Origin of the sequence: Stenotrophomonas sp. TD3 (genome assembly GCF_001939825.1) — a bacterium.
Classification (GTDB): Bacteria; Pseudomonadota; Gammaproteobacteria; order Xanthomonadales; family Xanthomonadaceae; genus Stenotrophomonas.
Genome location: NZ_MOYM01000001.1, coordinates 2,175,936 through 2,189,604, shown reverse-complemented (window position 1 = coordinate 2,189,604; position 13,669 = coordinate 2,175,936). Strand labels below are relative to the sequence as shown.

Below are 13,669 nucleotides of genomic sequence, written 5' to 3'. Positions count from 1 at the left end.
TCAACTGGTAACCCGCCTGCGGCGGATGGAAATCAGGGCGCGATGTACTGCTGGGCCTTGCTGTCGAAGCGGTAGCGGACCGCGTCGCCGGCGCCGAGCGCACGGGTCTTGCCCGGACCTTCGATGGTGGTGCCCTTGAAGGACACGGTCAGCTGCGGCAGCCCATTGCCGTCGGCCACGAAGGCCAGTTCGCCATCGCTGTCGGTGCACGGCATCACGTTGCCGTCGTCGCAGGCCGCGCTGTTGTCTTCGCCGGTGCGCACCGAGCCGAGGTAACGCCAGACCTTGCTGTCCAGGTCGTCCTCGCTGCGCTTGGGGTTGAACAGCAGCAGCGCATAACCGCTGCTGCTGATGCCGCGGTCGAAGCTGCTGGTCGGCACCGCCAGCAGCAGGCGGCCGTCGGCGGTGCGGTGTTCGATCGGCTTGCGCCGGGTATCGACGTCGTCGGCCTTGTCGTAGGCGCCGAGCGCACCGATGGTCCATTCCTGGCCACGGAACTTCCACGGCTTCTTCGCGTCACCGCCGGCCAGTACGAAGGTAGCTTCGGCGAGATTGGCGCGGTCGTCGGGGCCGGCCGGCTGCTGTTCGCCCGGCTTGCCGTAGTGCTCGCGGGTATCCCAGGAAAAACCGGTGTAGTAGGTGGTGCCGTCGAGGGTGAAGGTGTGGCCGAACCAGAAGGTCGCCACGCTGCCGTTCTGGACCTCATAGGACGTCGCACCGTCGCCATCGACCTGGTAGATGAAATACATCACGGTCGGCGCGTCGGGCGGGGTGACGGCGGCAGCGGGAGAGGGGTTCTGCATCGGGGCAACATCCTGTCGGGGCGCGTTGGCAGCCTGCGCAGGCGCAGGCCGGGAGGACGAGGGGGCCGGATCGGCGGCGCTGCAGGCGGCAGCGGAAAGAGAGACGAGCAGGCATGCCGCGAATGCGCGCAGGGGCCGCAACGGCAGGGTCCAACGTAGCTCGGGGGGGGACTGCATGCGCCTCTCCATGGTCAGCGTTGCCGGGCCAGACGGCCGGCAGAAAGCCGCACCCCATCCACCAGGGACGGGAGCGAGGACATGAGCCGGTCGATTCCTTCGACCTCGCATTGAGAACTCATGCCCGCCCATCTTGGCACAGATCCGCAGGCCGTCAAAGAGGGGTGCGGCAGACAGGGCTGTTATGTGAAGTGCGTCTCAGATCTTGCCGTCACGCAGATAGTCGAACAATTCGGCGTCACCCTTCAGGCCCAGCTTGAGCATGGCGTCGCCCTTCTGCCGGCTGATGGTGCTGACGCTCTTGTGCAGCTGCAGCGAAATCTCCTTCACCGTCATGCCGGTGCCGAGCAGTCGCAGCACTTCCACTTCGCGCGGCGACAGCGGCTTGCCATCGCCCTCGCGCATGCGCCAGCTGCCGGCCGCTTCCACCCGCTCGCGCAGGCTGCGGCTGATGTAGGGCTGGCCGCGGTAGACCGACTGGATGGCCTGCGGCAGCTCGTCCATCGACGAACTCTTGTCCACCAGGCCGAGCACGCCACTGTCGAGCACCATGCGCAGGATCGCCAGGTTGCTGGAGACGCTGAGCATCAGCACCGGCAGGTCCGGATGGCGGCGGCGGATCATGCCGATCATGGCGAAGCCATCGGCCTGTGGGCTGCCCGGCATGGAGTAATCGGTGACCAGCAGGTCACAGGGCTGGTTGGCGAGCAGGGTCATCAGCGCCTGCGCGCTGTCGGCCTCGCCGACCACGCGGCCCACGCCGCTCGACTCGATGACGGCGCGGGTACCGATACGGACCACGGGGTGATCGTCTGCGATGATGATGCGCAAGCTCATGCTCTAGTATGGCCATCGGGCACGCCGGACCGCGACCATCGCGGTCCCTGGCAGGATTCTAGGAGATTGACGCAGATGCGTAGGTGGGCTGTTCGCGGGCTGCTCCTGCTGCTGGCGGTACTGGCCCTGCCCGTGGTCCAGGCACAGCCGGCCCCTGGCCTGCTGCCGCTCAGCCCGTTGCAGCGCGAATACCTGGTGGCGCATCCGGCCATCGTTGTCGGGCAGTATGACAGCGGCTGGCCCCCCTTCGAGTCCCTCCGTGACGGCCAGCAGCTCGGGCTGGGACCGGACTACCTGTCGCATCTTGCTCGCCAGCTCGGCGTGAAGGTTGAGGCGCGCCGCTATCCGGATTGGACTTCCGTGCTGGATGCGGCATGCCGTGGTGAGATCGACGTGGTGATGAATGTCGGTCTCAGTGCCGACCGCACCCGCTGTATGGTCTATACCGCCGCCTACAGCGAGGCGCCGCTGGCCCTGGTTGGCCGGCCCGATGACCTGCGTGCCTCCGACATGCCCGACCTGGAGGGTCTGCGGGTGGTGATCGAGCAGGATTTCCTGACCGGTCCGCAGGTGCGTGCCCGTTTCCCGCGTGCCCGCCAGCTTGTCGCAAACGACACGTTGACGGCGTTGCAGATGGTCAGAGACGACAAGGCTGACGTCTACATCGGCAATGCCTTCGTCGCCACCGAGCTGATCGCCAGCCGGCGCCTGCAGGGCGTGGCGCTGCTGCGCCCGAGCGACCTGCCACCCGAACGGCTGCATTTCGGCATCCCCAACGGCAAGCAACCCCTGGCCGAAGCCCTGGACCTGGCGCTGGCCGCGACCAGCCAGGCCCAGCGCGATGCGCTGGCACAACGCTGGTTGCCACCCCCGCTTTGGTCGGCATCGGCACAGCTGGCGTTGAGCCAGGCCGAGAAGCGGGTGCTGGAGCAGCCGTTGAAGATCGGTTTCGCCCCGAATGCCGCGCCCCTGTCGTTCACCGGCGAGGATGGCCGGCCCAGTGGCCTGGCCAGCGAGTACCTGCAGCGCCTGATGCAGGCCGGCGCCAACCTGCAGGTCGAGAACAGCCACGACTGGTACGAGGTGCGTGAGAAGGCCCGCCGCGGTGAACTGCAGGCGGTCATGGGCATGCCCGTCGATTCGCGCTACCTGGGCCCGGACTGGGTGTTCAGCCAGCCCTTCATCAGCGTGCCGAACGTGATTGTGGTCAGGAGCGATGGCGAGTCGCTGCTGGGCCTGGCGGATCTGCAGGACAGGCGGGTGCTGCTGTCCGACCCGGAGCGCGTGCGCACCTATGTGCTGCAGCAGGCACCGCAGGCCCGGATCATCGCTGCGCGCAGCGCCGAGCAGGCCCTGCAGCGCCTGCTCGATGGTGAGGCCGATGCCTATGTCGGCAACCTTGCCGTGGTCGATCATCTGCTGCGCAGCCGTTTCCCGGGGCAGCTGCAGGTGGCAGCCCCGGCGGGTTTCAACGACCAACTGGTGCTGGCGGTGGAGCGCCGGCATGCGGCTCTGGCCACCACCTTCGACCGCCTGCTGCTGCAGATGACCCCGCGCAAGCGCGAAGCGCTGCGCAGCGCCTGGCTGGCGGTGGAGTACCGCAACGGCGCCGACTGGAACAAGGTGCTGCGGTGGGGCATACCGGTACTGCTGGTGCTGCTGACCGCATTGCTGGTGCATGGCGTCGGCCATTGGCGACTGCGCCGCGAGGTGGCAGGACGTCGCCAGCTGGAGCAGCGCCTGGCCGAGGTGACCGACAACCTGCCCGCAGTGGTCTATCAGGCGCGTCGCGACGCCGATGGCACGCTCAGCTTCCCGTTCATCGCCGGCGACCTGCCTGCGTTGTTCGGGATTACACGGCAGCAGGCCGAACAGGATGCAAGGGTGTTGCTGGAACGCATCGAGGAAGAGGACCGCGCGCACATCCTGCACTCCATCGAGCAGGCCGCGCGCCAGTTCGCACCGTTGATCCTGGAGTTCCGCCTGCGCAGCGATGGGGAGGGCGCGCGCTGGGTGCGCAGCCAGGCCCACCCCTATGCCGCCGAAGAGGGCGCGGTGATCTGGAGCGGTTACTGGGTGGACGTGAGCGAAGCGCGGATGCAGGCCGACGCCCTGACGGCGGCGAAGGCAGAGGCGGAGCAGGCCGCCGAGGCCAAATCGCGCTTCCTGGCCACGATGAGCCATGAGATCCGCACGCCGATGAGTGGTGTGCTGGGCATGCTGGAGGTGCTGGCGCATTCCCCGCTGGACAGCGAACAGCAGCGCATCCTCGGCGTGATCGAGGATTCAGCCCAGATGTTGCGGCAGATCCTCGATGACATCCTCGACTACTCGCGGCTGGAAGCAGGGGCGTTGCGCCTGGAACCGGTGCCGCAACCGCTGCGGCCCCTGCTGGAGAGCGTATGCCGCCTGCTGTCGGCCCAGGCTAGCGCGCGTGGCCTGGCGCTGCATGTGCAGATCGACCCACTGCTGGCGCCTGCCCACGAAGTGGATGGCGTGCGGCTGCGCCAGATCGTGTTCAACCTGCTCAGCAATGCCATCAAGTTCACCGCACAGGGTGAGGTGCGCCTGCAGCTGGAGGTGCTGGGGCCGACCAGTGAAGACGGCGTGCAACCGCTGTGCCTGAGCGTCACCGACACCGGCATCGGCATCGGCATCGCGCCGGAACAACTGCAGCACCTGTTCGCGCCCTTTACGCAGGCCGGTGCCTACATCCAGCGTGACCACGGCGGCACTGGCCTGGGCCTGAGCATCTGCCAGCGACTGGTGCAGATGATGCAGGGCGAACTGATCCTGCACAGCACGCTGGGCGAAGGAACCCGCGCCGAAGTGCGGATATCGCTGGTGGAGGCCGGCAGCGAGGACGCGGCGGCGCTGCTGGCCGAGCAGGACCAGACCGCGCTGCTGCCCGCCGCGCTGCGCCAGGCACGGGTGCTGGTGATCGAGGATCACCCGACCAACCAGGCGATGATGGCGTGGCGGCTGCAGCAACTGGGCGTGCCCCATGTGCTGCTGGGCGATGGCCAGCAGGCGCTGGATCGCTTGTCGTCGGAGTCCTTCGATCTGGTCATTACCGACTGCCGCATGCCGGTACTCGATGGATTTGGCTTCACCCGCCTGCTGCGCGAACGCGAGGGCCGCACCGGCCAGCCGCGGCTGACGGTGCTGGCGCTGACCGCCAGCGTGCTGGACGACGATGCGCGCCGCTGCCGCGAGGCCGGCATGGACGAGGTACTGGCCAAGCCACTGTCGCTGGCCACGCTGCGTACCGCGCTGCTGCGCTGGCTGCCGCAGGCCCAGGGCCAGTCGTTCGAGATGCCGGTGCCGGAGGTTGCCGCCGATGGCGGTGAAGCATTGCCTGATCTGGCCACCCTGCAGCAGCGCTTCGGCTCGCGCGCGGTGGCCGAGCAGCTGCGCGACAGCCTGTTGCAGGCCAGCGAGGGCGACCTGGCGGCGGTGCAGCGCGCCGTGCAGGCCGGCGACCGCGAGGCCGCGGCGCTGCACCTGCACCGGCAGGCGGGCGGCCTGGGGGCGATCGGGGCGACGGCGCTGGCCGGGCAGGCCAATGCGCTGGTCGAGCGCCTGCAGGATGCGGCGGAGGCCGAGCCGGCACCGTTGTTCGCCGCCGTAACGGCGTTCGTGGCGCGGCTGCAGCAACAGCTGCAGCGCCTGGCTCACTGAGCCGACTGCTGCTGCAGGTAGGCGATCACCAGGGCGCGGCGTTCTGCACTGGGGAAGGCGTTGTACATGCGCGTACCCGGCACCAGGTGCGTGGGTGACTGCAGGAAGGTATCCAGCGTCTGTGCGGTCCAGGTGATGTTGGCGCGGCGCATGCCGTCGGAATAACCATAGTCGGGCAGGCTGCCGGCGCGGCGGCCGATCACGCCGTGCAGGTTCGGCCCGAAGCGGTGGATGCCACCGGGCTGCACGGTGTGGCAGCCGGCACACAGTTCGAACGCGCGCTGCATGGCCTGCTGCTGCACCTGTTCGGGCGTGGCCGGCTCCGCAGGTGGGCGCTGGCAGGCCGTGGCAAGCAGGGCCACGGCAAAGGCGATGAGCAGGCGGGAGGCACGCATGGGCGGGCAGGATAGCGGTGCGGTAGGGCGGCCGGGCTGCGACACGCGGTCGCAGCCCGGGGCGATCACATGCCCGAGTAGTTCGGGCCGCCGCCGCCCTGCGGCGTCACCCAGACGATGTTCTGGGTCGGATCCTTGATGTCGCAGGTCTTGCAGTGCACGCAGTTCTGCGCGTTGATCTGCAGGCGCGCGTTGTCGGCTTCGCCGACGAACTCGTACACACCGGCCGGGCAATAGCGGGCTTCCGGGCCTGCGTACTCGGCCAGGTTCACCTTCACCGGAATGCTGGGGTCCTTCAGCGTCAGGTGGCTGGGCTGGTTCTCGTCGTGGTTGGTGCTGCTCAGGAACACCGAGCTGAGGCGGTCGAAGGTCAGCACGCCATCCGGCTTCGGGTAGGCGATGCGGGTGTGCTTGGCCGCCGGTTCCAGGCAGGCATGGTCCGGCGTCGTGCGGTGCAGGGTCCACGGCGGGTTGCGCACGCCCAGCTTCGGCAGCAACCACTGCTCCACACCGGTCATCAGCGTGGCCACGGTCTGGCCCTTCTTGAACCACTGCTTGAAGTTCTTGGCCTGCTGCAGCTCAGTGAACAGCCAGCTGGCTTCGAACGCCTTCGGGTAGGCGCTCAGTTCATCGTGCTGGCGGTCGGCAGCCAGTGCATCGAACGCGGCGTCGGCGCACAGCATGCCGGTCTTGATCGCGGCATGGCTGCCCTTGATGCGGCTGGCGTTGAGGTAGCCGGCTTCGCAGCCGACCAGCGCGCCACCGGGGAACACCGTCTTCGGCAGCGACAGCAGGCCGCCGGCGGTGATCGCACGCGCGCCGTAGCCGATGCGGGTGCCGCCTTCCAGGTGCTTGCGGATCGACGGGTGGGTCTTGAAGCGCTGGAACTCTTCGAACGGGCTCAGCCACGGGTTCCTGTAGTCCAGGCCGACCACGTAGCCGATGGCGACCTTGCCGCCGTCGGCGTGGTACAGGAACGCGCCGCCGTAGGTGTCGCTGTCCAGCGGCCAACCGGCGGCGTGCACCACCAGGCCCGGCTCATGCTTGGCCGGGTCGATCTGCCACAGTTCCTTGATGCCGATGCCGTAGGCCTGCGGGTCCTTGCCTTCGTCCAGTTTGTAGCGCGCGATCAGCTGGCGGCCGAGGTGTCCGCGTGCGCCTTCGGCGAAGATCGTGTACCTGGCCTGCAGCGCCATGCCGCGCTCGAACGCCGGGCCGATGCTGCCGTCCTTCTCGATGCCCATGTCGCCGGTGGCCACGCCGATCACTTCACCGTTGTCGCCGTACAGCACCTCGGCTGCGGCGAAGCCGGGGAAGATCGCCACTTCCAGCGCTTCGGCCTGCTGCGCCAGCCAGCGGGTCACTTCACCGAGGCTGATGATGTAGTTGCCTTCGTTGTGGAAGCATTCCGGCAGCAGCGCATTGGGCGTGCTGCGAGCACCGGTTTCGCTGAGGAACAGGAATTCGTCGCGGGTGACCTTCTGCTTCAGCGGTGCGCCGCGCTCGGCCCAGTCCGGGAACAGCTCGGTCAGCGCGCGCGGATCCATCACCGCACCGGACAGCACGTGCGCGCCGGGCTCGGAGCCTTTCTCCAGCACGCACACCGACAGTTCGCGGCCGGCTTCGATCGCGCGCTGGCGCAGGCGGATCGCGGTGGCCAGGCCGGCGGGGCCGGCGCCGACGATCACCACGTCGAACTCCATTACTTCACGCGGGGGCAGGGCGTTGGCTTCAGCGCTCATCGATTGCATGACTCGTGGGTAGGGCCGGCATCGGGGCCACCGGCGGTGCCTGGGAATCGCGCGTGCAGCCACGAGCGAAACGGTTGTTTGAATGTGTCAGGGTACCGGGCCGCGCGTGATCGAGCTAGATCGCCGATGTTCACACCCGGATTGCTGCATTGCAGCGTAGGGCCGTTGCTCTGGTGGGTGCCGACCTTGGTCGGCACGCTCTGCCCGGATGACCGACAATGGCCGGGTCCTGACTGCGTGTGAGTGCCATGGCTTTGCATCCGTACGATCTGTTCGATGTCCGTTCCCTGCTCAACGAGGAAGAGCGCGCGGTGCAGGAGAGCGTCGCCCGCTTCACCAACGAGCGCGTGCTGCCGATCATCGGCGATGCCTTTGACCAGGCCCGCTTCCCCTCTGAACTGGTGCCGGAGATCGCCTCGCTGGGCCTGCTGGGCGCGACCCTGCCGGCCGAGTACGGCGGCGGCGACCTGAGTGCGGTCAGCTATGGCCTGATCTGCCAGGAGCTGGAGCGCGGTGATTCGGGCCTGCGCAGCTTCGTCTCGGTGCAGAGCTCGCTGTGCATGTACCCGATCTATGCCTACGGCAGCGAGGAACAGCGCCAGCAGTGGTTGCCGGCGATGGCGCGCGGTGAGCTGATCGGCTGCTTCGGCCTGACCGAGGCGCACGGCGGTTCCGATCCGGCCAGCATGAAGACCCGCGCGGTGCGCGACGGCAGCGACTGGCGCATCAGCGGCAGCAAGATGTGGATCACCAGCGGCCCGGTGGCCGACCTGGCCATCGTCTGGGCACAGACCGAGGACGGCATCCAGGGCTTCGTGCTGGAAAAGGGCATGGCCGGTTTCACCACGCAGGAGATCAAGCACAAGATGAGCCTGCGCGCGTCGCTGACCGGCGCGCTGTTCTTTGACGACGTGCGCGTGCCCGACAGCCATCGCCTGCCGAACGTGAAGGGCCTGAAGGGGCCGCTGGGTTGCCTGACCCAGGCCCGCTACGGCATCAGCTGGGGCCCGATCGGTGCCGCGATTGCCTGCCTGGATGAAGCACTGGGCTATGCCAAGGAGCGCGTGCTGTTCGGCCGCCCGCTGGCCGCCACGCAGAGCGCGCAGATCAAGCTGGCCGAAATGGCCCGCCGCATCACCACCGCGCAGCTGCTGGCGCTGCAGCTGGGCCGCCTGAAGGAAGCAGGACAGCTGCAGCCTCAGCAGGTCAGCCTGGCCAAGTGGAACAACTGCCGCATGGCCATCGACATCGCCCGCGAGTGTCGCGATCTGCTGGGCGGCGCTGGTATCACCACCGAGCACGTGGCGATCCGGCATGCGCTGAACCTGGAATCGGTGATCACCTATGAAGGCACCGAGACCGTGCACCAGCTGGTGATCGGCCGCGAACTGACCGGCATCAACGCGTTCTGAGTGCACCGGTAGTGCCGGCCGCTGGCCGGCGTTGCGGTTGGCACGCTGAAAGCATCCACGCATGACGTGGATGCTTTCAGGCGGCTGTTGGGTCCGCCTTGAAGCGAGCCGAGCACCGCAGGTCCGGCGGGGGCGAAGAGGCGCGGGTGTCTGAGCGCAGCGAGTTCCGCGCCATCCCCCGGCGGGCCGAGGAGCGCAGGGTACCGGTGCGCAGCACCGGCTCGCGGATGGCGGCGCGTTTCTTTGGTTACTTTCTTTGCGCGAGCAAAGAAAGTGACACACGTGAGCTACGCGCCGCCGGCAAACCCATGCTGCCGCCACGCTTCGTACATCACCACGGCAACGGTGTTGGAAAGGTTGAGGCTGCGGTTGTCCGGCCGCATCGGCAGGCGCAGGCGGCGGCCATCGGGCAATGCATCGAGCACGTCCTGTGGCAGGCCGCGGCTTTCCGGGCCGAACAGGAACGCATCACCGTCTTCAAAGGCCACGCTGTCATAGCGGACGCTGGCACGCGTACTCAGAGCGAACAACCGCTTCGGTGCGATCCGCGCCAGCGCGGTGTCCAGGTCGGGGTGCACCTGCAGGCGCGAGTACTCGTGGTAATCCAGGCCGGCGCGCTTGAGCTGCTTGTCTTCCAGTGCGAAGCCGAGCGGCTCGACCAGGTGCAGCTGCGCGCCGGTGTTGGCGCAGAGCCGGATCACATTGCCCGTATTGGGCGGGATTTCCGGTTGGAACAGGATCACGTGGAACTGGGGCGCGGCATTCATCGGCGCAGTGTACCTGCGACGGCGGCCGCCTTTACGGCGCACGCCCTGCACGGGGCAGGGCGGCACCGCTTACGGGCGCAGCAGGACCTGGGCGGTTTCGGTGGCCAGGGCCTGCAGGTCGGCGGCGCTCGGACGCACCTGCAGGGCCGGCAGGTTGACGATGACCGAGTGGGCGACGTTGGTGGCGGCGACGGCCAGGGTGGCGGCGTAGCGCTGCGCTTCCAGTTCGGCGGCCAGGGCGACGCGCTGTTCCAGGCTCGGGCGCACTTCCACCGAGGCCAGGGTGGTGATCGGCAGTGCAGCGGCGACCGGGGCGGCGACGTAGCCGCTGCGCTCGGCGAGCTGGTCGGCGCTCGGGCGCACTTCCACGGTGGCCAGGGTCGGGATGCCGCTGGCCTGTTCCCAGGCCTGCTGGGCCAGCTGGTCGGCGGCCGGGCGGACCTGCACGGTGGACAGGGTCTTGATGGATTCGGAGGCCTGCACCGACGAAACAACCGCGGTGCCGGCGATCAGGGCGATGGCGATGGCAATGGTCTTGGCGTTCATGACGGGGCCTGTTTAGTGTTGGTGATCAGTGGTGTGGTAGTAAGGTAGTACACCTATTCTGGGGATGCAAGGAGAATTTTCAATTTCCTGCATTTATTCAGTCTTCAGTCATCTTTCGTCTGAAGCCCTTCCTGGCGCAGGAAGTACCAAGCAATCCCCGTGCCAACTTTTAGTTGTTGATTTGCAAGGCTTTTCTCTTGCTCCGGAAGTGTCCGGTGGGCGGACACCTGTCCATTCGATGCGCCGCGGACACTGTCCGGACGCCTTCAGCCGGCGCATGTGACGGTTCAGGCCCCCCGATGGGGCCGGGTCGGATGGCCATCAGGGCAAACACCCCCAGTGACTGGCGACCGATTCCTGCCGTTGCCCGCGCAGGCTAGGATCGGAGTTCACCTATGTGACCAAGGATCCGGATATGTCTCTCGCCCTTCGCCCGCGCGCTGCACTGCTGGCCGTCGCCCTCAGTACCGCCCTGGGCACGCTTGCGCCCACCTCCGCGCTTGCCGCCAAGCCGGCGGCACCGGCCAAGGTCGATATTCCGTACGAGCAGTTCACCCTGCCCAACGGCCTGCGCGTGATCGTGCATACCGATCGCAAGGCGCCGATCGTCGCGGTCAATGTCTGGTACCACGTGGGCAGCAAGGACGAGCCGACCGGCCGTACCGGCTTTGCGCACCTGTTTGAACATCTGATGTTCCAGGGCAGCGAAAACCACGACGGCGAATTCTTCGAGCCGTTCAAGCAGGTCGGTGCCACCAACCAGAACGGCACCACCAACACCGATCGCACCAACTATTTCGAGAACGTGCCGACCACCGCGCTGGACATGGCGCTGTGGATGGAATCGGACCGCATGGGCCATCTGGTCGGTGCGATCGACCAGGCCGCGCTGGACGAGCAGCGCGGCGTGGTGCAGAACGAGAAGCGCCAGGGTGAGAACCAGCCCTATGGCCAGGCCTGGGACCAGCTCAACAAGGCGATGTATCCGGCTGGCCACCCGTACCACCACGGCGTGATCGGTTCGATGAACGATCTCAACGCCGCTTCGCTGGATGACGTGAAGACGTGGTTCCGCACCTGGTACGGCCCGAACAATGCGGTGCTGGTGCTGGCCGGTGACATTGATCTGGCCACCGCCAAGGAAAAGGTGGCCCGTTACTTCGGCAGCATCCCGGCCGGCCCGACCATGGCGCAGCCGGCCGTGAACGTGGCCAAGCGCAGCGCCGACACCCGCGAGACGATGACCGACAAGGTGCCGCAGGCGCGCATCTACCGCGCCTGGAACGTGCCGCAGGTCGGCACCACCGAGGTCGATCAGCTGCAGCTGTTCGCGCAGGTGCTGGGCGGTGCCAAGTCCTCGCGCCTGAGCCAGCGCCTGCAGCACCAGGACAAGCTGGTGGACAGCATCGGCTCGGGCCTGTCGACGTCGCAGCTGGGATCCAACTTCGTGATCATGGCGACGGTCAAGCAGGGCCAGGACCCGGCCAAGGTCGAGAAGATCATCGACGAGGAACTGGATCGCCTGATCAAGCAGGGCCCGACCGCGGCCGAACTGGAGCGCGCCAAGACCGGTGCCCGCGCTGGCTTCATCCGTGGCATCGAGCGCATCGGTGGCTTTGGCGGCAAGGCCGATGCGCTGGCCGAGTGCGCGGTGTTCACCGGCGACCCGGGCTGCTTCCGCACCTCGCTGGCCAACATCGAGAAGGCCAGTGCCGCCGATCTGAGCCGCCTGGGCGCACAGTGGCTGGACAAGGGCAGCCACACCCTGGTGATCGCACCGGGTGAGCGCGTGGCGCTGAAGGAAGACCCGAGCCAGACGCCGAAGCCGTTCACTGTGCCGGCGGTGGACCCGAAGTACAGCACCCTGCCGGAGCAGGTGGACCGCAAGGCCGGCGTGCCGCAGACCCGCGAGTTCCCGCAGCTGAAGTTCCCGGCGCTGCAGCGCGCCACGCTGAAGAACGGCACCCAGGTGATCCTGGCCGAACGCCATGAGATTCCGGTGGTGCAGTTCAGCTACCAGTTCCCGGGTGGCTTCAGCGCCGACCAGGGCCGCAAGCCGGGCACCGCCAACTTCACCATGAGCCTGATGACCGAAGGCGCCGGCAAGCTCGGTTCGCTGGCCTTCGCCGATGCCGCCGACGCACTGGGCGCCAGCCTGGATGCCTCGGCCGGCCTGGATTCGATGAGCGTGGACCTGTCGGCACTGAAGGAGAACCTGGCGCCGTCGCTGGCGCTGTACCGCGACCTGCTGCGCGAACCGCGTTTCGAGCAGGGCGAGATCGACCGGGTCAAGGCGACCTGGATCGCAGGCATCCAGCAGGAGAAGGTGAACCCGGGTGCGGTGGCGATGCGCGTGCTGCCGCCGCTGCTGTACGGCAAGGGCCACCCGTACGCCATTCCGTTCACCGGCAGCGGCGACGAGGCGGCGATCAATGGCCTGACCCGCGAGGACCTGGTCGACTTCCACCACGACTGGCTGCGCCCGCAGAACGGCACCCTGATCGTGGTCGGTGACACCACCCTGGCCGAGATCGTGCCGCTGCTGGACAAGCAGCTGGGCGACTGGAAGGCGACCGGCGAGGCGCCGCAGGTGAAGGCGGCCACCGACGTGGCGTTGCCGAAGGGCCCGCGCGTGTTCCTGATCGACCAGCCGGGGGCGGTGCAGGCCAACCTGTTCGCCGGCCAGGTGGTAGCGCCGTCCAGCGCCACCAGCTCGACCCGCTTCGATATCGCCAACGGTGTGATCGGCGGTGACTTCACCTCGCGCCTGAACATGAACCTGCGTGAGGACAAGCACTGGTCGTACGGTGCGCGCAGCAGCGCGATCAACTCGGTGGGCCAGCGTCCGTGGATGGCCAGCGCGCCGGTGCAGATCGACAAGACCGGCCCGGCGATGGCGGAAATGCGCAAGGAAATCGCCGCGTTCGCCGATGGCAGCAAGCCGGCCACCGCCGCCGAGGTCAACCGCATCCGCAATATCCAGACCCTGAGCCTGCCCGGTGCCTACGAGACCGCCAGCGCGGTGGCGTCCACCATCGGTTCGATCGTGCAGTTCAAGCGCCCGGACGACTACGTGCTGCGTCGCAAGGCGGAGATCGAGGCGATGACCCCGGCGCAGGTGCAGCAGGCCGCCGCCGAGATCAAGCCGCAGGCCCTGACCTGGGTGGTGGTGGGTGACCTCAAGCAGACCGAAGCGGCCGTGCGCGCGCTGAACCTGGGCGAGGTGACGGTGATCGACGCCGAAGGCAACCCGGTCAAGAAATAAGGGATGTGCCTGCCCGCCCCGGCGGGCAGGCCTCC

Annotated in this window: 9 protein-coding genes; 3 read left to right on the top strand and 6 right to left on the bottom strand. The window is 67.7% G+C overall.

Going from position 1 to position 13,669, the window contains the following annotated elements; all coding sequences use genetic code 11:
- Positions 1-32: 32 nt before the first annotated feature.
- Positions 33-803, bottom strand: a complete 771-nt coding sequence (locus tag BKE09_RS10260) for a hypothetical protein (protein WP_075675670.1) — start codon at positions 801-803, stop codon at positions 33-35.
- Positions 804-1,178: 375 nt separating this feature from the next.
- Complete coding sequence (locus BKE09_RS10255) at positions 1,179-1,817, bottom strand: response regulator transcription factor (protein WP_075675669.1); 639 nt, start codon at positions 1,815-1,817, stop codon at positions 1,179-1,181.
- Positions 1,818-1,892: 75 nt separating this feature from the next.
- Between BKE09_RS10255 and BKE09_RS10250 the strand changes: the two genes are divergently transcribed.
- Positions 1,893-5,498 (top strand): transporter substrate-binding domain-containing protein, encoded by a 3,606-nt coding sequence (locus BKE09_RS10250; protein ID WP_075676679.1) that lies wholly within the window; start codon positions 1,893-1,895, stop codon positions 5,496-5,498.
- Here BKE09_RS10250 and BKE09_RS10245 read toward each other — a convergent pair.
- Entirely contained in the window at positions 5,492-5,893 is a 402-nt protein-coding gene (locus tag BKE09_RS10245) for a c-type cytochrome (RefSeq protein ID WP_075675668.1), read from the bottom strand. The genes BKE09_RS10250 and BKE09_RS10245 overlap by 7 nt on opposite strands.
- A gap of 65 nt (positions 5,894-5,958) precedes the next feature.
- Complete coding sequence (locus tag BKE09_RS10240) at positions 5,959-7,635, bottom strand: electron transfer flavoprotein-ubiquinone oxidoreductase (RefSeq protein ID WP_075675667.1); 1,677 nt, start codon at positions 7,633-7,635, stop codon at positions 5,959-5,961.
- A 257-nt stretch (positions 7,636-7,892) separates the two neighbouring features.
- Between BKE09_RS10240 and BKE09_RS10235 the strand changes: the two genes are divergently transcribed.
- Complete coding sequence (locus tag BKE09_RS10235; protein WP_075675666.1) at positions 7,893-9,056, top strand: acyl-CoA dehydrogenase family protein; 1,164 nt, start codon at positions 7,893-7,895, stop codon at positions 9,054-9,056.
- 287 nt (positions 9,057-9,343) lie between these two features.
- Here the strand turns inward: BKE09_RS10235 and BKE09_RS10230 are convergent, their stop codons facing one another.
- Both BKE09_RS10230 and BKE09_RS10225 read right to left on the bottom strand, forming a co-directional pair.
- Positions 9,344-9,823, bottom strand: coding sequence for a tRNA (cytidine(34)-2'-O)-methyltransferase (locus tag BKE09_RS10230; RefSeq protein ID WP_005407625.1), 480 nt, complete (start codon positions 9,821-9,823; stop codon positions 9,344-9,346).
- 69 nt (positions 9,824-9,892) lie between these two features.
- Complete coding sequence (locus tag BKE09_RS10225; protein WP_075675665.1) at positions 9,893-10,369, bottom strand: hypothetical protein; 477 nt, start codon at positions 10,367-10,369, stop codon at positions 9,893-9,895.
- Between the two features lie 415 nt (positions 10,370-10,784).
- On the opposite strand from BKE09_RS10225, the gene BKE09_RS10220 reads away from it, so the two are divergent.
- Positions 10,785-13,634: a pitrilysin family protein gene (locus BKE09_RS10220; protein ID WP_075675664.1), complete on the top strand. Its 2,850-nt coding sequence runs from the start codon at positions 10,785-10,787 to the stop codon at positions 13,632-13,634.
- Positions 13,635-13,669: the final 35 nt, after the last annotated feature.